The organism is Variovorax ureilyticus (assembly GCF_050632185.1).
Classification (GTDB): domain Bacteria; phylum Pseudomonadota; class Gammaproteobacteria; order Burkholderiales; family Burkholderiaceae_C; genus Variovorax; species Variovorax ureilyticus_A.
In genome coordinates this window covers 3,375,452-3,393,065 of sequence record NZ_CP192579.1, presented here as the reverse complement: position 1 = coordinate 3,393,065, position 17,614 = coordinate 3,375,452, and the positions used below count along the sequence as shown (strand labels likewise).

Annotated in this window: 19 protein-coding genes; 10 read left to right on the top strand and 9 right to left on the bottom strand. The window is 65.6% G+C overall.

Annotation, left to right across the window (positions count from 1 at the left end):
* Positions 1 to 381 precede the first annotated feature (381 nt).
* From lepA to nagZ, 9 genes are read left to right on the top strand one after another with little or no spacing between them, the layout of a single operon-like run.
* A complete protein-coding gene (gene lepA, locus ACQ858_RS16705) occupies positions 382 to 2,193 on the top strand; it encodes a translation elongation factor 4 (RefSeq protein WP_431273774.1) in 1,812 nt (603 codons plus the stop codon).
* Between the two features lie 3 nt (positions 2,194 to 2,196).
* The gene (gene lepB / locus ACQ858_RS16700) at positions 2,197 to 3,168 is read left to right on the top strand and encodes a signal peptidase I (protein WP_431273773.1); all 972 of its coding nucleotides are present in this window, start codon (positions 2,197 to 2,199) and stop codon (positions 3,166 to 3,168) included.
* A 29-nt stretch (positions 3,169 to 3,197) separates the two neighbouring features.
* Positions 3,198 to 3,554, top strand: coding sequence for a DUF4845 domain-containing protein (locus ACQ858_RS16695; protein ID WP_431273772.1), 357 nt, complete (start codon positions 3,198 to 3,200; stop codon positions 3,552 to 3,554).
* 28 nt (positions 3,555 to 3,582) lie between these two features.
* Positions 3,583 to 4,281 (top strand): ribonuclease III, encoded by a 699-nt coding sequence (gene rnc, locus ACQ858_RS16690; RefSeq protein WP_431273771.1) that lies wholly within the window; start codon positions 3,583 to 3,585, stop codon positions 4,279 to 4,281.
* The gene (era, locus tag ACQ858_RS16685; RefSeq protein ID WP_431273770.1) at positions 4,278 to 5,222 is read left to right on the top strand and encodes a GTPase Era; all 945 of its coding nucleotides are present in this window, start codon (positions 4,278 to 4,280) and stop codon (positions 5,220 to 5,222) included. Before rnc ends, era begins: the two co-directional genes overlap by 4 nt.
* Positions 5,223 to 5,981, top strand: a complete 759-nt coding sequence (gene recO / locus ACQ858_RS16680) for a DNA repair protein RecO (protein ID WP_431273769.1) — start codon at positions 5,223 to 5,225, stop codon at positions 5,979 to 5,981.
* Positions 5,978 to 6,748 carry a pyridoxine 5'-phosphate synthase gene (locus tag ACQ858_RS16675; RefSeq protein ID WP_431273768.1) on the top strand — a complete coding sequence of 257 codons (771 nt, stop codon included), beginning with the start codon at positions 5,978 to 5,980 and terminating at the stop codon, positions 6,746 to 6,748. Before recO ends, ACQ858_RS16675 begins: the two co-directional genes overlap by 4 nt.
* Positions 6,745 to 7,221 (top strand): holo-ACP synthase, encoded by a 477-nt coding sequence (acpS, locus tag ACQ858_RS16670; protein ID WP_431273767.1) that lies wholly within the window; start codon positions 6,745 to 6,747, stop codon positions 7,219 to 7,221. The genes ACQ858_RS16675 and acpS overlap by 4 nt, the downstream gene beginning before the upstream one ends.
* On the top strand, positions 7,218 to 8,291 hold the full coding sequence (nagZ, locus tag ACQ858_RS16665; RefSeq protein WP_431273766.1) for a beta-N-acetylhexosaminidase: 1,074 nt from the start codon (positions 7,218 to 7,220) through the stop codon (positions 8,289 to 8,291). The genes acpS and nagZ overlap by 4 nt, the downstream gene beginning before the upstream one ends.
* On the opposite strand, the gene ACQ858_RS16660 is transcribed toward nagZ, so the two are convergent.
* The 4 genes from ACQ858_RS16660 to ACQ858_RS16645 all read right to left on the bottom strand — a co-directional run bounded on the left by ACQ858_RS16660 (position 8,292) and on the right by ACQ858_RS16645 (position 12,422).
* Positions 8,292 to 8,816 (bottom strand): YgjP-like metallopeptidase domain-containing protein, encoded by a 525-nt coding sequence (locus ACQ858_RS16660; protein WP_431273765.1) that lies wholly within the window; start codon positions 8,814 to 8,816, stop codon positions 8,292 to 8,294.
* Entirely contained in the window at positions 8,813 to 10,090 is a 1,278-nt protein-coding gene (locus tag ACQ858_RS16655) for an Hsp70 family protein (protein WP_431273764.1), read from the bottom strand. The genes ACQ858_RS16660 and ACQ858_RS16655 overlap by 4 nt, the downstream gene beginning before the upstream one ends.
* Positions 10,087 to 11,652, bottom strand: coding sequence for a lysine--tRNA ligase (lysS, locus tag ACQ858_RS16650; protein ID WP_431273763.1), 1,566 nt, complete (start codon positions 11,650 to 11,652; stop codon positions 10,087 to 10,089). The genes ACQ858_RS16655 and lysS overlap by 4 nt, the downstream gene beginning before the upstream one ends.
* 122 nt (positions 11,653 to 11,774) lie before the next feature.
* The gene (locus tag ACQ858_RS16645) at positions 11,775 to 12,422 is read right to left on the bottom strand and encodes an LON peptidase substrate-binding domain-containing protein (RefSeq protein WP_431273762.1); all 648 of its coding nucleotides are present in this window, start codon (positions 12,420 to 12,422) and stop codon (positions 11,775 to 11,777) included.
* A 51-nt stretch (positions 12,423 to 12,473) separates the two neighbouring features.
* Between ACQ858_RS16645 and ACQ858_RS16640 the strand changes: the two genes are divergently transcribed.
* Complete coding sequence (locus ACQ858_RS16640; protein ID WP_431273761.1) at positions 12,474 to 13,034, top strand: YggT family protein; 561 nt, start codon at positions 12,474 to 12,476, stop codon at positions 13,032 to 13,034.
* Positions 13,035 to 13,040: 6 nt separating this feature from the next.
* On the opposite strand, the gene accD is transcribed toward ACQ858_RS16640, so the two are convergent.
* Genes accD through truA form a run of 5 tightly spaced genes read right to left on the bottom strand, consistent with a single transcriptional unit; the run spans position 13,041 to position 17,599 of the window.
* Positions 13,041 to 13,913, bottom strand: coding sequence for an acetyl-CoA carboxylase, carboxyltransferase subunit beta (accD, locus tag ACQ858_RS16635; protein WP_431273760.1), 873 nt, complete (start codon positions 13,911 to 13,913; stop codon positions 13,041 to 13,043).
* A gap of 24 nt (positions 13,914 to 13,937) precedes the next feature.
* A complete protein-coding gene (trpA, locus tag ACQ858_RS16630) occupies positions 13,938 to 14,783 on the bottom strand; it encodes a tryptophan synthase subunit alpha (protein WP_431273759.1) in 846 nt (281 codons plus the stop codon).
* Positions 14,780 to 16,045: a tryptophan synthase subunit beta gene (gene trpB, locus ACQ858_RS16625; protein WP_431273758.1), complete on the bottom strand. Its 1,266-nt coding sequence runs from the start codon at positions 16,043 to 16,045 to the stop codon at positions 14,780 to 14,782. The genes trpA and trpB overlap by 4 nt, the downstream gene beginning before the upstream one ends.
* A gap of 55 nt (positions 16,046 to 16,100) precedes the next feature.
* Positions 16,101 to 16,790, bottom strand: a complete 690-nt coding sequence (locus ACQ858_RS16620) for a phosphoribosylanthranilate isomerase (protein WP_431273757.1) — start codon at positions 16,788 to 16,790, stop codon at positions 16,101 to 16,103.
* On the bottom strand, positions 16,787 to 17,599 hold the full coding sequence (gene truA / locus ACQ858_RS16615) for a tRNA pseudouridine(38-40) synthase TruA (RefSeq protein WP_431273756.1): 813 nt from the start codon (positions 17,597 to 17,599) through the stop codon (positions 16,787 to 16,789). The genes ACQ858_RS16620 and truA overlap by 4 nt, the downstream gene beginning before the upstream one ends.
* Positions 17,600 to 17,614 lie beyond the last annotated feature (15 nt).

Here is a 17,614-nt window from a genome sequence, read left to right as displayed (position 1 = left end):
CATGGGGTTCTAATGATGGTTTTCGGTAGAATAGGGTCCCCGCAGCCCGGGGTCATCGCATAAGCGGGGGCAGGTTCTTCACGATGCGAGATGCCTGCCGTCCGTCCACCGACGGTCCACAGTTCGCCCACAAGTTGTTAAGGAATTGCTCCACCGATACTGTTGATAAGTTGTTTATAAGTGGGCTGTTGCTGACCTGCAACGACCGCCCGAGGGCCTTGGCCCGACTGTACGCGCCCCCTTTTTGCCTACAATGAAGTTCCAACTACTGCAGTTGCCATTGCTTGTTGGTTCAGGGCGCGTCTCTTGTGGACGCGCCCTTTTTTCTTGTCCGTTGCCTGCTGCGCCCGAGCCAATTCAAGTACTTAAGCGTTCCCGTTGATGAATCACATCAGAAATTTTTCGATCATTGCGCACATCGATCACGGCAAGTCGACGCTTGCGGATCGCTTGATCCAACGTTGCGGTGGTCTCGCTGAACGCGAGATGGAAGCGCAGGTGCTCGACTCGATGGACATCGAGAAGGAGCGTGGGATAACCATCAAGGCACAGACCGCTGCGTTGCACTACAAGGCGAACGACGGACAGATCTACAACCTCAATCTGATCGACACGCCGGGCCATGTCGACTTCTCTTACGAAGTGAGTCGCTCGCTCTCCGCATGCGAAGGTGCGTTGCTCGTCGTCGATGCGAGCCAGGGTGTTGAAGCGCAGACGGTGGCGAACTGCTACACCGCACTCGACCTCGGCGTTGAAGTGGTGCCTGTGCTCAACAAGATGGATCTGCCGCAGGCGGACCCCGAGAACGCGAAGGCCGAGATCGAAGACGTGATCGGCATCGATGCATCCGAAGCCATTCCGTGCTCGGCGAAGACGGGCATGGGGATCGACGAGATTCTCGAGGCGATCGTTGCGAAGGTGCCGCCGCCGCGAGGGAATCCCGACGGACCTCTGCGCGCCATGATCATCGACAGCTGGTTCGATGCCTACGTGGGCGTCGTGATGCTGGTGCGCGTGGTGGATGGCCGTCTCGCGAAGGGCGATCGCATCAAGATGATGGCTTCGGGCGCCAGCTACAACGCCGACAACCTCGGCGTGTTCACGCCCGCCAACGAGGCGCGCCAGTCGCTCGAGGCGGGCGAGGTCGGATACATCATCGCCGGCATCAAGGAGCTGCAGGCCGCCAAGGTGGGTGACACGGTCACGCAGATCAAGACCGGCACCGGCGGCGCGGCGGCCACTGCGACCGAGCCGCTCCCTGGCTTCAAGGAAATCCAGCCGCAGGTCTTCGCCGGCCTCTATCCGACCGAGGCGAGCGAGTACGACTCGCTTCGCGATGCGCTCGAGAAGCTCAAGCTCAATGATTCCTCGCTGCATTACGAGCCCGAGGTCTCGCAGGCGCTCGGCTTCGGATTCCGCTGCGGCTTCCTGGGGCTCCTGCATATGGAGATCGTGCAGGAACGCCTGGAGCGCGAATTCGACCAGGACCTGATCACGACCGCCCCGAGCGTGGTCTACCAGGTCTTGAAGAGTGACGGCGAAGTCATCATGGTCGAGAACCCGTCCAAGATGCCCGACGTCGGCCGCATGGCGGAGATCCGCGAGCCGATCGTCACGGTTCACATCTACATGCCGCAAGAGTATGTGGGCGCGGTCATGACGCTCGCCAACCAGAAGCGCGGTATCCAGATGAACATGGCCTATCACGGCCGGCAGGTCATGTTGACCTACGAGATGCCGCTCGGCGAGATCGTGCTCGATTTCTTCGACAAGCTGAAATCGGTCAGTCGCGGCTATGCATCGATGGACTACGAGTTCAAGGAATACCGCGCGTCGGACGTTGTCAAGGTCGACATCCTGCTCAACGGCGACAAGGTCGACGCGCTGTCGATCATCGTTCACCGCAGCCAGAGCCAGTACCGCGCGCGTGCGGTCGTGAGCAAGATGCGCGAGATCATTTCCCGCCAGATGTTCGACGTCGCCATCCAGGCGGCCATCGGGGCCAACATCATTGCGCGTGAGACAATCAAGGCGCTGCGCAAGAACGTGCTCGCCAAATGCTACGGCGGCGATATCACCCGCAAGCGCAAGCTGCTCGAAAAGCAAAAGGCGGGCAAGAAAAGAATGAAGCAGATCGGCTCGGTCGAGGTCCCTCAAGAGGCCTTTCTCGCCATCCTGCAAGTCGAAGACTAAAAGATGGCATTTATCACCTCATTGATTCTGGCGGCCTTTGTCGGCTATATCGGCACCTGGTATTTCGGTGCGGTCGAAGGCAACTTTGCCCTGCTGCTGTTCCTCGCCACCGTCGTCACCGGCATTTACTGGCTGGCCGAGCGCTTCTATTTCCTTCCCAGGCGCCGGCGCGCTGCGGCTGCGCTCGAGTCATCGCTCGCGAACCGGCGCGAGGAGCTCGCCCGCCAGGGCATCACCCAGGTCGACACCGTCGACGCCAAGGCGAGCGAACGGCTGCTCATGCAGCCCTGGTGGCTGGACTGGACCGCGGGGCTGTTCCCCGTGATCCTGGTGGTGTTCCTGCTGCGCTCGTTCGTGGCCGAGCCCTTCAAGATCCCCTCCGGCTCGATGATGCCGACACTGCTCGTCGGCGACCTCATCCTGGTCAACAAGTTCGTCTACGGTCTGCGCCTGCCGGTCATCAACACCAAGATCACCGAGGGCCGGCCGCCGGCCCGCGGGGAAGTGATGGTGTTCCGCTATCCGCCCAAGCCGAGCATGGACTACATCAAGCGAGTCGTCGGCGTGCCGGGCGACGAGGTGGCCTACCTGAACAAGAAACTGACGATCAACGGCCAGCCGGTCAGCAAGGACGCCATTCCGGACTATTTCGACGAGGAGACGATGCGCTACCTCAAGCAGTACGCCGAGAACCTCAATGGCACGCAGCACGACATCCTCAATGACGACGCCCGCCGTGCCGGCCTCTCCGAAGCGGAAATCATGCCGTTCCCTTTCCAGGAGAATTGCCGCTACAGTGTTGAAGGCGTGGTGTGCAAGGTGCCTCCGGGGTATTACTTCATGATGGGCGACAACCGCGACAATTCTCTGGATTCGCGCTATTGGGGATTTGTCCCGGACCAGAACATCGTCGGCAGGGCGTTCCTGATCTGGATGAATTTCAGCGACTGGCGGCGCATCGGCACGTTCCAATAATTAATCGGTGACTACATAGGGAAGAGGGCATGAAGTCTTTAGTGGCAAGTCAGAAGCAGCGCGGGATTTCGTTCATCGGGCTGCTGTTCGTGGCGATCGTGCTGGCCTGTTTCGGGGTGGTGGTGGCGCAGGTGATCCCGACGCTGATCGAGTACCAGGCCATCACGAAGGCCGCCAACAAGGCAAAGGAAGGCACGACCGTGCCCGAAGTCCGCGCCATCTTCGATCGCGCCCAGGCGATCGACGACTTCACCTCCGTCACCGGCAAGGATCTCGAAGTGCGCAAGGACGGCGACAAGGTCGTCGTCTCCTTCGCCTATGACCGCGAGATCCATCTCTTCGGTCCCGCCTACCTCTTGCTGAAGTACCGCGGCCGTTCGAGCTGATGGCCTCCACTTCCAGGCCGGCCGTACGGTGAACGAAGGCGGCCTCGCCGCGCTCCAGGCGCGGCTCCAATATTCGTTTGCAGACCTCCGGCTCCTGCAGCGCGCGCTGACGCATCGCAGTTTCTCGGCCGATCACAACGAGCGCCTCGAGTTCCTGGGGGATTCGGTGCTCAGCCTCGCCGTTTCGCACCTGCTGTACACGCGGCTGAGCGCGATGCCGGAGGGCGACCTTTCCCGTGTCCGCGCCAATCTGGTCAAGCAGGACACGCTGCACCAGCTCGCGCTCCGGCTCGCCCTCTCTCCGCTTTTGCGACTTGGCGAAGGCGAAGCGCGCTCGGGTGGCCAGAACCGGCCGTCCATCCTCGCCGACGCACTCGAGGCGGTCATTGGCGCCGTCTATCTCGATGCCGGGTTCGGTGCCGCGCAGGCGCTGGTCCAGCGCCTCTACGAATCCGTGGAAATCAATCCGCGCATGGAAGCGGCCGCCAAGGACCCGAAGACCGAATTGCAGGAATGGCTTCAGGGCCACAAAATGAAGCTGCCGGTCTATCGCGTGGTCGGAACGCTCGGCGCTGCGCACAAGCAGACCTTCGAAGTCGAATGCGAGGCGTCCGAGCTGGGACTGCATGAGCACGGCATCGGCGGCTCGCGCCGCGCCGCCGAGCAGGCCGCCGCGGCAGCGATGCTGATCCGGCTCAAGGCGCGCGGCGCGAAGGCATCCCCATGAACGAACCCATCGACTCCGCCACCACCACCACTTCTCCCGAATCGCAGCGCTGCGGGCTGGTGGCCATCGTCGGCAAGCCCAACGTCGGCAAGTCGACGCTGCTCAATGCGCTGGTCGGCCAGAAGATCAGCATCACCTCGCGCAAGGCGCAGACCACGCGGCACCGCATCACCGGCATGCGCACGCTGGGCGCGACCCAGTTCGTGTTCGTCGACACGCCGGGTTTCCAGACGCTGCACGCCAACGCACTGAACCGATCGCTCAACAAGACGGTGGTCGGTGCCGTATCCGACGTCGACCTGATCCTGTTCGTGGTCGAGGCCGGCAGCTTCACCGCCGCGGACGAACGGGTACTGAGGCTGCTCGGTACCGGCATTCCCACGGTGCTGATCGCCAACAAGCTGGACCACGTGCATCGCCGCGCCGACATCGCGCCCTGGCTGCAGGACATGCAGAAAAAGCACGCCTTCGCCGAGTTCGTGCCGATGTCCGCCAAGAATCCGAAGGATGTCGAGCGCCTGTTCGGCATCTGCGAGAAGTACCTGCCGGAGCAGGCGTGGTGGTATGACGAAGACGAACTCACCGACCGCAGCGAGCAGTTCCTGGCCAGCGAGATGGTGCGCGAGAAGTTGTTCCGCCTGACCGGCGACGAGCTGCCCTACACCTCGACCGTGGTCATCGACAAGTTCACCGAGGAGCCCCCGGCGCGCAAGGGCCAGAAGCGACTGGTCAAGATCGCCGCCACGATCGTCGTGGAGCGCGAAGGCCACAAGGCGATGGTCATCGGCGACAAGGGCGAGCGCATCAAGCGCATCGGCACCGAGACACGGCAGGAGCTCGAAAAGCTCATGGATGCCAAGGTCTTCATCGAACTCTGGGTCAAAGTGCGATCGGGCTGGGCCGACGACGAGGCCCGCGTACGTTCGTTCGGGTATGAGTGAGTGGCGGTCAAGCGCGTCTCGCACGAGCCGGCCTATGTGCTCCACCACTACGACTGGAGCGAGTCCAGCCTGATCCTGGAGATCTTCGCTCGCCACCACGGCCGCATCGCGCTCGTGGCCAAGGGGGCGAAACGGCCGAGCTCCAATTTCCGGCCGGTGCTGCTGCCGCTGCAGCCGCTTCAGCTCGGCTTTTCGGGCGATGCCGAGATCCGCACGCTCAAGAGTGCCGAATGGATGGGCGGCCACGTGATGCCGACCGGCGAGGCGCTGCTCTCGGGCTACTACGTCAACGAATTGCTGCTGCGCCTGCTGGCGCGCGACGATCCGCACGAAGCGCTTTTCGATGCCTATGCCGGCGTGGTGCAGGTGCTCGCCGGCGACCATGCGGCCGCGCAGGCCGCGACGCAGTCCGCCGCCTTGCGCGCCTTCGAGCTGCTGTTGCTGCGGGAGATCGGTTTGCTGCCGGCGCTCGATGCGCAGACACTCACGCTCGCGCCGCTCGATGCCGCGACCCGCTACACCCTCGTGCCGGAAGCAGGCCTTCGCGAGGCCTTCGAAGGCGAGCCTTCGCTGCGGGGCGCCGACTGGCAGGCGCTGCAGGCCGCGCTCGACGATCACGCACCGTTCATCGCCACGCTCCGCGCATGCGCCGGGGTCAATGGCGCCCTGCGCACCCAATTGCGTACTTTGCTCAACTACCATTGCGGCGTTGCAACGCTGCGTACGCGGCAGATGATGCGGGACCTGCAAGCCCTATGAGCTCCTCCAATTCCACCGCCCTGTCGGTCAATCTCAACAAGGTCGCGCTGGTGCGCAACACGCGCCAGCTCGGCATTCCGAGCGTGTTGTTCGCAGCGTCGATGTGCCTCGACGCCGGTGCGCACGGCATCACCGTGCATCCGCGGCCCGACCAGCGGCACATCCGACCGCAGGACGTGCGCGACCTCTCGGCGCTGCTTCGCACGGAGTGGCCGAAAGCCGAGTTCAACATCGAAGGCAATCCCTTCCACAACCTGATGGAGTTCGTGCGCGAGTTGCGTCCGCAGCAGGCGACCTTCGTGCCGGACAGCGAGACGCAGTCGACCAGCGATCACGGATGGAGCTTTCCGGAAGATGCCGAGCGCCTGCGTCCGGTCATCGCGGAGGCCAGGGCCCTGGGCGTGCGCGTGAGTCTGTTCATGGACCCGAATCCCGACATGATGGCGGGGGCCAAGGCGGTCGGAGCCGACCGCGTCGAGCTCTACACCGAGGGCTATGCGGCGTCGCGTGACACGTCGAACGCGGATTCTGTACTGCGGCTCTACGCCGAGGCGGCGCGTGCCGCGCAGGCGGCCGGTCTCGAAGTCAATGCCGGCCACGACCTGAGCCGCGACAACCTGACCGAATTTCTGCGCGCGGTGCCCGGCGTGCGCGAAGTGTCGATCGGCCACGCCTTCGTCTCCGATGCGCTGGAGTTGGGCTACGCCGCCGCCACGCGCGAATACCTGCAGCGCATCGAAGACGCCCGCGAGCAGGCCCTGAGGTGATCTACGGCATCGGCACGGACATCTGCGATGTCCGGCGCATCTCGGCGACCCTGGAACGCCAGGGCGAGCGCTTCGCGCGCAAGGTCCTGGGCGACGCCGAGTTCGCGGTCTGGCAGGCGCGCAGTGCCCGATGGCCGAAGCGCGGCTTGCGTTATCTCGCCACGCGCTTTTCCGCCAAGGAAGCTTTCAGCAAGGCCATCGGCCTTGGCATGCGGATTCCGATGAGCTGGCGCCTGTGCGAGATCGTCAACCAGAAGAGCGGCAAGCCGGTGATCGTGTTGCACGGCGAACTCAAGAGCTGGTTCGAAGCGCAGGGCCTGACGGCCCACGTTACCGTGACCGATGAAACCGACTATGCGGCGAGCTTCGTCGTGGTCGAACGCATCACAGACCCCCACGCTCGGCACGCCGTGTCCTCGCTGCCCCCCGAGGGGGCGCATTTCGTCTTGGGGCGGCCCGGCGACAAAACATGACCGACACTGCCCTGCATGCCCCGCTGATTATCGATGTCGCGGGAACCGAACTGGATGCGGCTGACCGCCGAAGGCTGGCCGATCCGCTGGTGGGCGGCGTGATTCATTTCGCCCGCAACTGGCGGGACCGCGCGCAGATGGTCGCCCTCAACGCCGAGATCAAGGCGATCCGTCCCGACATCCTGATCTGCGTCGACCATGAGGGCGGCCGCGTGCAGCGATTCCGTACCGACGGGTTCACGCGGCTGCCGTCGATGCGCACGCTGGGCGAGCTGTGGATGAAGGACGCGTTGCGGGCGACGCAGGCGGCGGTCGCCTGCGGTCACGTGCTGGCGGCCGAGCTGCGCGCATGCGGGGTCGACTTCAGCTTCGCGCCGGTGCTCGATCTCGACTACGGCGAAAGCAGCGTGATCGGCGATCGCAGCTTTCATCGCGATCCGCGCGTTGTCGCAGTGCTCGCGCGCAGCCTGATGCATGGCCTGCTGCAGGCCGGAATGGCCAATTGCGGCAAGCACTTTCCGGGGCACGGCTTCGTCAAGGCCGATTCGCACGTGGCGATCCCGGTCGACCGCCGCAGCCTCAGGGCGATCCTGGCGGACGATGCGCGGCCCTATGACTGGCTCGTCGGCTCGCTGGCCGCGGTGATGCCGGCGCACGTGATCTATCCCAAGGTCGATGCGCGCCCCGCAGGCTTCTCCGCGAAATGGCTGCAGGAGATCCTGCGGGGCAGGCTCGGCTTCGATGGCGCAGTGTTCAGCGACGACCTCAGCATGGAGGCGGCACGGCGGATCGATGGCGAGTCCCTCAGCTACGTCGATGCCGCGCTGGCCGCCTTGCATGCGGGCTGCGATCTGGCGCTGCTGTGCAACCAGAGCATCGGCGACGGCGCAGTGCTGGATGCGCTGCTGGACGGCTTCGCCGCCGCGGCCCGCGACGGCCGGTGGAGGCCGGACCCGACGAGCGAAGCGCGCCGCAGAAGCCTCCTGCCCGCCACGCCGGCCGTGGGCTGGGATGCCCTGATGCAATCCGCCGCGTATTGCAGCGCCGCCCGGATGCTGCCCAAGCCTTGACTACGGGCTTCCGGGCGCGGCGGTCGCGGACCAGAGCCGCTCGCCGCCGCCATCGAGGTGCGTCAGGTACAGCCGCAGATCGAACTCGTACTGGTGGTAGCCCGGTTCCATGTGCGCGCAGAGCTGGTAGAAGGCCTTGTCATGCTCCCGCACCTTGATGTGCGCCAGTTCGTGCACGACGATCATGCGTAGCCATTCGAGCGGGACTTCCTTGAACAGGCTCGCGACGCGGATCTCGCGCTTGGACTTCAGCCGGCTCCCCTGCACGCGCGAGACGGTCGTGTGCGTGCCGAGCGCGTTGCGGATCACATGGAGCTTGCTGTCGAAGGCCACCTTCGACAGCGGCTCGGCGTTGCGCAGGAATTCGTTCTTGAGTTCGCCCACGTAGTCATAGAGCGCGCGATCCGTGCGGATGTCGTGCGCGTCGCCGTAGCGTCCGCGCAGCAGATCGGCGAGCCGGCCTTGCGCGATGACCTGCTCGACCTGGGTCCGCAGCGCCGCAGGGTACGCGGCGAGGTACTTCATGCCGGCTGGGCCGCCCGCGTGCCGGCGGCCGTGTAGGCGAGGCCGGCTGCCACGCCGCAGAAGAAATCGCCCTCGATGATCTTCGCGCCGGGGAATGCAGAGCCCAGCGCCTGCTGGAACGGGCGCAGCGCCGACGAGCCGCCGGTCAGGTAGATCGCATCCAGCGCATCGTTGCCGAGCGCGGCCAGACGCACGCACTCGCGGGCAGAGGCGATCACGCGCGCCAGCAGCGGGCCGAGGTGCCGTGCCATGCCTTCGGCAGTGAGGGCGACGGCAAGATCGCGCTCGCCGCACGAGAGATCGATCGAGACATCGGCATTCGTCGTCGAGGCACGGATCTTCGCGGCTTCGACTTCGCTGGCCACCCGATGCCCTTCGCGGTTCAGGAGCACATTCATCAGCCGATCGTGCAGTCGGGTGTCCGCGTAGCTGGTGCGCAGCTCCTGCACCTGCCGGACCGCCTTGGGCGCGTACAGCCAGTTGATCAGGTGCCACGACGAGAGGTCGAAGAAGGTCCGGCTCGGCACCTCGCGCCCCTCTCGGCCGATATGGCGGAATCCGAACTCGGGCATCGCGCATTCGAGGCTGAGGCGCTGGTCGTAGTCAGTGCCGCCGATGTGCACGCCGGTCGTGGCCAGGACTTGAGCGGCACGATCGGCGTTCGACATGCGTGCCGGGTCGAGCCGCACCACCGTGAAGTCCGAGGTGCCGCCGCCGATGTCGACGATGAGTACGAGCGACTCCTTCTCGACGCGCCGCTCGTAGTCGAACGCAGCGGCAAGAGGTTCGTACTGGAAGCTGACTTCGCCAAAGCCCGCGCTCCTGGCGGCACTGCGCAGCGTGTCTTCGGCCTGCCGGTCGCGCGCTTCGTCATCGTCGACGAAGTGGACCGGTCGGCCGATCACGACACGGCCCGGCTGGGCCCCGAGCTGTGCGCGCGCACGGCGGCCGAGTTCGGCCAGGAAGAGGGTGATGATGTCCTCGAAGCCGATCCGTCCTCCGAAAACCTCCGTCTGTTCCTGCATCAACGAGCTGCCGAGCAGGCTCTTGAGCGAGCGCATCAGCCGGCCCTCGACGCCGGCCAGATAGAGCGCGACCGCCTCGCGACCGAAGTGGGTGGTGCGGTCTTCGGCGTTGAAGAAGATCGCCGTCGGAATGGTGGTCGCGGCGCCTTCGAGCGGCAGGGCCCGTGCGAGCCCGTCGTCGGCCACGAAGGCGACGGCGGAATTCGAGGTGCCGAAGTCGATGCCGATCGCCGGCGCGCTCGCGCTCAAGATTCGCGCCGCAGGGCCGGGAAGAGGATCACGTCGCGGATGCTCGGCGAGTCGGTCAAGAGCATCATGAGCCGGTCGATGCCGATCCCGCAGCCGCCGGTGGGCGGCATGCCGTATTCGAGCGCGCGCACGAAGTCGTGGTCGAAGAACATGGCTTCGTCGTCGCCGCTGTCCTTGGCGGCGACCTGCGCGTTGAATCGGGCGGCCTGGTCCTCGGCGTCGTTGAGCTCGCTGAAGCCGTTGCCGAATTCGCGGCCGGTGATGTAGAGCTCGAAGCGTTCCGTGACCTCGGGGCGCTCGTCGTTGGCGCGCGCCAGCGGCGAGATCTCGGTGGGGTGCTCCATGATGAAGGTCGGCTGCCAGAGCTTCTCTTCGACGGTCTCTTCGAAATACATCACCTGCAGCGAGGCGAGGCTGCGCTGCGAGAGCTTGTCCTTCTCTTCGCTCAGGCCCAGCTTGCGCAGCGCATTGGTGAGCCAGGTGGCGTCGTCGACATTCGAGCCCGCGTCGGTGTACTTGAGGATCGCTTCGCGGATCGTGAGCCGCTCGAAAGGCTGGCTCAGGTCGACCGGCTTGCCCTGGTAGCTGAGCTGCTGGGTGCCCACGGCCTTGTCGGCGATCGTGCGGATCAGCGTCTCGGTGAAGTCCATCAGGTCGCGGTAGTTCCAGTACGCCGCGTAGAACTCCATCATCGTGAACTCGGGGTTGTGCCGCACGGAGATGCCTTCGTTGCGGTAGCTCCGGTTGATTTCGAACACGCGCTCGAAGCCGCCGACGATCAGGCGCTTGAGGTACAGCTCGGGCGCGATGCGCAGGAACATCTCCTGGTCCAGCGCGTTGTGGTGCGTCTTGAAGGGCTTCGCGTTGGCGCCGCCCGGGATCGGGTGGAGCATCGGCGTCTCGACCTCGAGGAAACCGTTGCCCACCATGAAGTCGCGCAGGGCGCTCACCGCGCGGCTGCGGGCCGCGAAGCGTTCGCGCGCGGCCTGGTCGGTGATGAGGTCCACGTACCGCTGGCGGTACTTCTGTTCCTGGTCGGCCATGCCATGGAACTTGTCCGGCAGCGGACGCAGGCTCTTGGTCAGCAGGCGCAGGGAGGTCACCTTCACGGAGAGCTCACCGGTCTTGGTCTTCATCAGCGTGCCTTCGGCGCCGACGATGTCGCCGAGGTCCCAGTGCTTGAATTCGGCATAGGCGTCCTCGCCGATCGCGTCGCGCGTGACATAGAGCTGGATGCGGCCGGTGGCATCCTGCACGGTCGCGAAGCTGGCCTTGCCCATGACCCGCTTGAGCATCATGCGACCGGCGACGCTGGCTGCGATCGGCGTCGCGTCGAGCACGTCGGCCGGCGTTTCGCCGTGCGCGGCGATCAGCGCTGCCGCGCGGTCGGCGGGCTTGAAGTCGTTGGGGAACGCGACCCCCTTGCCCTCGGCCTGCGCTTGACGCAGTGCCTTCAGTTTTTCGCGCCGTTCGGCGATGAGCTGGTTGTCGTCGATGGCGGCGGCCGACGCGGCAGGCGCCGCCGCAGGGGTGGGGACGGAGGGAATCAGGTGGTCGGACATGGCTGGATGTGGGTGCGGTCGGAGGCGAGCGCAACCGGCCATTTTAACCGTGCTGGCCTTTGGAAAGGCCCGCTTGCCCAGCCCGCCAGCGCTTGGTGTGCTGCTATCGAATTCGTAGCGCTCTACTTGGCGATCCCGGTGCGTGCCAGCAGATCGCCGACGAGTTCGAGACGCATGAGCGGGCTGTCGAGCTCCATCAGGCGCTGCTTGAGCTCAGGCTGCGCCGGCAGCAGTTCGCACCAGCGGTTGGCCACCCAGCCGCAATCCTCGAACTCATAGGGCTCGAGCATGGGCAGGCGAAGGCCCGGCGTACCCTGCTGGCTGCGACGCTCTTCCAGTGTGTCGACCACGCGACGCAATGCCTCGGCCACGTGCCGCAGGTCCGTGGGGATCTCCAGCCGCACATCGTTGGCGATGGTGTTGACTTCGGCCGTCCACAGGCCGTTTTTCTGCAATTCGCTCGACTGAATGCGAAAGCGCTGCGTGCCGACGCATTCGATCTGCATCAATCCGGCCTGGGGCGATTCGAGCTCGCGAATGACCGCGAGCGTGCCGATGGTCGCGAAGGCTTCGGCTTCAGCGCCCGCCTTGCGCACCTCCGAACCCTGGGTGAGGCCGACGACACCGAAGGGTTCGCCGGTCTTGTGGCGCCTGCCGATCATGTCGAGATAGCGCACCTCGAAGATCCGCAGCGGCAGAAAGCCGCCGGGAAACAGCACCGTCCCGAGCGGGAACAAGGGGATCGGCCTCAGAGGGGTTTGTGTCGTCATCGTTGAACCTCGGCGTGGCTATCATCGCATTCCGCTCACGACCTCGCGCCCATGTTCTATCAGATCCCATCGTTCCTGCTCGACGTGATCGTCGGCCTTCTGGGTGGCGCCTGCCTGTTGCGCCTCTACATGCAGTACCACCGGGTGCCGTTCGGCAATCCGCTCGGGCGCTTCGTGTTCGCGGTCACCGACTGGATCGTGTTGCCTCTGCGCCGGATCGTGCCCTCGGTCAAACGGTGGGACCTTGCAAGCGGTGTGGCGGCTTGGCTGCTCGTGCTCGCCAAGTTCGTGCTGCTGGCGCTGCTCCTGGGCGGGCTCGGCCGCTGGACGATCCTGCCGCTCGTCTCGCTGATCGGGCTGCTCCAGCTCGCGGTGTCGGGGCTCACCGCGCTCTTGATCGTCTATGCAATTCTTTCCTGGGTGCCGAGCGCATCGTCGATGCTGCACGACCTGATCGCGCGCTTGGCGGAGCCGCTGGTGCGGCCGCTGCGCCGCGTCATCCCGCCGGTGGGCGGCGTCGACCTGTCGGCACTCGTCGCGATCGTGCTGCTTCAGGTCGGCGCCATCGTCCTCGGCAGCGTGATGGGCTCCGTCTTCACGCTCGGCCGTTAGACGCCGTCAGAGCACCGCATCCGCGGGCTGGCGCAGCAGCATCGCGAGCGTGTTCGCGATGGTCTTGCGCAGCTCGCGTCGATCGCAGATGAAATCGACCCCGCCTTTCGTCTGCAGGAACTCGGCGCGCTGGAAGCCCTCCGGCAGCGTCACACGCACCGTCGATTCGATCACGCGCGGACCCGCAAAGCCGATGAGCGCCTTGGGCTCGGCGATCACCACGTCGCCCACGAACGCGAAGCCCGCGCTCACACCACCCATGGTCGGGTCGGTCAGCACGCTGATGTAGGGCAGGCCCTTCTTCGCCAGATGCGTGAGCGCCGCGTTGGTCTTCGCCATCTGCATCAGCGACAGCAGGCCTTCCTGCATGCGCGCACCGCCGGTGGCGGTGAAGCAGATGAAAGGCACCTTCTGTTCGATCGCGGTTTCGACGCCGCGCACGAAGCGCTCGCCGACCACGCTGCCCATGCTGCCGCCCATGAAGTCGAACTCGAAGCAGGCGACCACCGCGTTGATGCTGTGGACCGAACCGCCCATCACCACGAGCGCGTCGGTCTCGCCGGTGTTCTCGAGCGCTTCCTTCAGACGCTCGGGGTACTTGCGACTGTCCTTGAACTTGAGGGCATCGACGGGAAGGACTTCCTGGCCGATTTCGTAACGGCCTTCCGGGTCGAGGAAAGCGTCCAGGCGCGCACGTGCGCTGATGCGGTGATGGTGACCGCAGCTCGGGCAGACGTTCTGGTTGTGCTCGAGGTCGGTCTTGTAGAGCACCGTGTCGCAGCTCGGGCACTTGATCCAGAGGCCTTCGGGCATCTGGCGGCGTTCGCTCGGGTCGGTGGGTGCAATCTTGGGAGGAAGAAGTTTTTCAAGCCAGCTCATGGGGGCTCCTAGTCGTGGCGGCGATTATCGGCCAGCCGGGCGTCCGGCGGTCGCGCCGGGCAGGGCGTCGAGCGCCTGCCGGATGCCGGCCAGGAATTCGCGTACCGCGGGCACGACCTTGTCGCGGGGTTGCTCTTCGATCAGCTGGATGATGCGGGTGCCGATCACGACCGCGTCCGCTGAGGCGCCGATCGCCTGGGCGGTCTGCGCATCGCGGATGCCGAAGCCGACACCAACGGGCAGCTGCATATGCTCGCGGATGCGCGGAATCATCCGGCTGACCGCTTCGGTATCGAGATGCCCGGCACCGGTCACGCCCTTCAGCGAGACGTAGTAGACGTAGCCGGTGGCGATGCGGCCGACCTGTGCCATGCGCTCGCTGGTGCTGGTCGGCGCCAGCAGGAAGATGAGGTCGATGCCGTTGGACTTGAGCTCAGCCGCGAACGCTTCGCATTCTTCCGGCGGGTAGTCGACGACGAGCAGGCCGTCCACGCCCGCTGCAGCCGCATCGCGGATGAAGCTGCCAGCGCCATGGACGAGGTCGTAGCGTTCGACGGGATTCGCATAGCCCATCAGGACCACCGGCGTGCGCTGGTCCCGCTGGCGGAATGCGGCCACGATGGCCAGCACCTGCTTCATGCCGATGCCCAGCGCCAGCGCCGCCTCGCCGGCGCGCTGGATCACCGGGCCGTCGGCCATCGGATCGGAGAAGGGCACTCCGAGCTCGATCACGTCGGCACCGGCTTCGACCATGCCGTGCATCAGCTCGGGCGTGATATCGGCGTAAGGGAAGCCGGCGGTGACGTAGGGAATCAGCGCCTTGCGGCCGGCTTTCTGCAGCGCTTCGAAGGTGGCGGCGATGCGGCTCATTCCTTGCCTCCCTTCACCTTGAGGCCGCGCATCGACGGCCGGTCGTAGAAGTCGACGCCGGAGAGGTCGGCGACCGTGCCGATGTCCTTGTCGCCGCGGCCCGAGAGGTTCACGAGGATGGATTGGTCCGGTCGCATGGTCTTGGCGAGCTTCATGGCATAGGCCACCGCGTGGCTGGATTCGAGCGCAGGGATGATGCCTTCGGTGCGGCAAAGGTAGTGGAAGGCTTCGAGTGCTTCCGAGTCGGTGATGCCGACGTACTCGGCGCGGCCGATGTCGGCAAGGTACGCATGCTCGGGCCCGACGCCCGGATAGTCCAGGCCCGCGCTGATGCTGTGCGTTTCGGTCACCTGGCCGTCTTCGTTCTGGAGCAGATAGGTGCGATTGCCGTGCAGCACGCCAGGGCTGCCGCGAAGGATCGAGGCCGAGTGCCTGCCGCTGTCGAGCCCCTCGCCGGCCGCTTCCACGCCGATCAGGCGCGTGCCGGCGAACGGGATGTACGGATGGAAGATGCCCATGGCGTTGCTGCCGCCGCCCACGCAGGCGACGACGACGTCGGGTTGCCTGCCGGTGATGCCCTGTGCGGCGAGCATGGAGGGCATCTGCTCGATGCACTCGTTGCCGATCACGCTCTGGAAGTCGCGCACCATGGTCGGGTAGGGATGCGGCCCCGCGACCGTGCCGATGATGTAGAAGGTGTTCTCGACGTTCGTGACCCAGTCGCGCATGGCCTCGTTGAGCGCGTCCTTGAGCGTCTTGCTGCCCGATTCGACCGGGACGACCGTCGCTCCGAGCAGATTCATGCGGTACACGTTGGGGCTCTGGCGCTTGACGTCCTCGCTGCCCATGTAGACCACGCATTCGAGGCCGTAGCGCGCGCAGATGGTGGCGGTCGCCACGCCGTGCTGGCCGGCGCCGGTTTCGGCGATCACGCGGGGCTTGCCCATGCGCCCGGCAAGCATCGCCTGCCCGATGGTGTTGTTCACCTTGTGGGCGCCGGTGTGGTTGAGGTCCTCGCGCTTGAGGTAGATCTGCGCGCCGCCCATTTCGCGGCTGGTGCGTGCGGCGTGGTAGACCGGCGAGGGACGGCCCACGAAGTGCGCAAGTTCATAGCGGAATTCGGCGAGGAACTCCGGGTCGTCCTTGTACTTCGCGTAGGCGTCGCGCAGCTCGGCGATCGCATGCGTGAGCGTCTCGCTGGCGAAGGTGCCGCCGTAGATGCCGAAATGGCCGCTGGCGTCGGGTTGCTGGTAGGTGTTCATGGTCTCGATCGGTAGGCCGGCGCCCGGTCGATCGAGGCGGGCTGCCGGCTGCAAACTAGGAGGAGGCATCGGCCGCTCGCACAGCGGCCACGAAGTCGCGAATCCTGGCGGCGTCCTTGATGCCCTTGGCGGCCTCGACGCCCGAACTCACGTCAACGGACAGCGACTTGCATCGCGTCCGGAGCTGACGAATGCCATCGTCCACGTTTGCAGGTGTGAGCCCACCACTCAAGACGAGGTGAGCGTCGACGGCGGGTGGTAGGAGTGACCAATCGAATGCCTTGCCGCCACCGCCATACGCTTCGACATGGGCGTCGAGCAGGATGGCCTGGGCGCGGGAGTAATCGGAAGCGTATTTTACGAGGTCGAAGCCCGCGCCGGCTGCGCCGAGCGGAATCCGCGCCGCGCGCATGAAGCGGAACGTGCCTTTGCCAGCGCCTGCCCAGCACTGCTGCGGCGACTCATCGCCGTGGAACTGGGCCATTGACCCCGCCACGGAAGAGAGCGCCGCCATGCTGCCGACAGCATCCTCGTTGACGAACAGCAGCACCGGTGTGACGAAGGGTGGAAGGCGCGAGGCGAGCTCGGCCGCGCGGTCCACGGTGACCGCGCGCGGGCTGGCCGGGTACAGGACGAAGCCGATCGCGTCCGCGCCGGCGTCGACCGCGGCATCAACGTCCTGTTCGCGCGTGAGCCCGCAGATCTTGATCCGGGTCCGGGCTGCGAGCGGTGCGGTGGCATTCATGGCGGGCCATCATACGCAGCGCCCCTGCCTTCGATGGTGGCCTCGGGCGGTAGACCCCACCCGGCGGCGTACAACGGCCCGAGGAAGTACAGGCCGTTCGGCGAAAAGGTCGGCGCGGCTGCCAGCCGGCTGCGTGCTTCGAGGACTTCGCGCATCCATTCCGGCCGTTCCTTGCCCTGTCCGACGCGGACGAGGCAACCCATGATGTTGCGGATCATGTGATGCAGGAAGGCATCCGCTTCGAATTCGACGTGCCAGCGGCAACGGTCGGTGTCGTCGTGGCGGTTGATCGCGATGCGCCGCATCTCCTTGACCGGCGAGAGTGCACGGCAGGCCGAGGCGCGGAAGGAGCTGAAGTCATGCCGGCCGAGCAGCATGGCCGCGGCGGCACGCATGGCGTCGCCGTCGAGCACATGCATCGACCAGCCCACCCGGCCTGCTTCGAGGCTTGGGCGGACTGGTGACTGCGAAAGAACGTAGACGTAGCGGCGGGTGAGCGCGCTCGCGCGGCAATGGAACTGATCGGGCACCGGATGCGCCCATTGCACCGCGATATCGTCGGGAAGGAAGCTGTTGGTGCCGCGCACCCAGGAGAACGGCGCGCGGACCGCGGTGGTGTCGAAGTGCACCACCTGCATCAGCGCATGGACGCGGGCATCGGTGCGGCCGGCACAGAGCGTGGAAATCGGCTGGTCGGCGAACTGCGACAAGGCCGCTTCGAGCTTGTCCTGGACAGTCCGGCCGGAGGGCTGGCTTTGCCAGCCGTCGTAAGCCTGACCGTTGTAGCGGATGCCGAGGGCCAGCCTCACGACAGCATGGCAGCC

Bases quoted from the DNA above. Each gene is read 5' to 3' on its own strand.
- lepA (WP_431273774.1), top strand. From the start codon at position 382: ATGAATCACATCAGAAATTTTTCGATCATTGCGCACATCGATCACGGC.
- lepB (WP_431273773.1), top strand. From the start codon at position 2,197: ATGGCATTTATCACCTCATTGATTCTGGCGGCCTTTGTCGGCTATATC.
- ACQ858_RS16695 (WP_431273772.1), top strand. From the start codon at position 3,198: ATGAAGTCTTTAGTGGCAAGTCAGAAGCAGCGCGGGATTTCGTTCATC.
- era (WP_431273770.1), top strand. From the start codon at position 4,278: ATGAACGAACCCATCGACTCCGCCACCACCACCACTTCTCCCGAATCG.
- ACQ858_RS16675 (WP_431273768.1), top strand. From the start codon at position 5,978: ATGAGCTCCTCCAATTCCACCGCCCTGTCGGTCAATCTCAACAAGGTC.
- nagZ (WP_431273766.1), top strand. From the start codon at position 7,218: ATGACCGACACTGCCCTGCATGCCCCGCTGATTATCGATGTCGCGGGA.
- ACQ858_RS16660 (WP_431273765.1), bottom strand. From the start codon at position 8,816: ATGAAGTACCTCGCCGCGTACCCTGCGGCGCTGCGGACCCAGGTCGAG.
- lysS (WP_431273763.1), bottom strand. From the start codon at position 11,652: ATGTCCGACCACCTGATTCCCTCCGTCCCCACCCCTGCGGCGGCGCCT.
- ACQ858_RS16645 (WP_431273762.1), bottom strand. From the start codon at position 12,422: ATGACGACACAAACCCCTCTGAGGCCGATCCCCTTGTTCCCGCTCGGG.
- ACQ858_RS16640 (WP_431273761.1), top strand. From the start codon at position 12,474: ATGTTCTATCAGATCCCATCGTTCCTGCTCGACGTGATCGTCGGCCTT.
- accD (WP_431273760.1), bottom strand. From the start codon at position 13,913: ATGAGCTGGCTTGAAAAACTTCTTCCTCCCAAGATTGCACCCACCGAC.
- trpA (WP_431273759.1), bottom strand. From the start codon at position 14,783: ATGAGCCGCATCGCCGCCACCTTCGAAGCGCTGCAGAAAGCCGGCCGC.
- trpB (WP_431273758.1), bottom strand. From the start codon at position 16,045: ATGAACACCTACCAGCAACCCGACGCCAGCGGCCATTTCGGCATCTAC.
- ACQ858_RS16620 (WP_431273757.1), bottom strand. From the start codon at position 16,790: ATGAATGCCACCGCACCGCTCGCAGCCCGGACCCGGATCAAGATCTGC.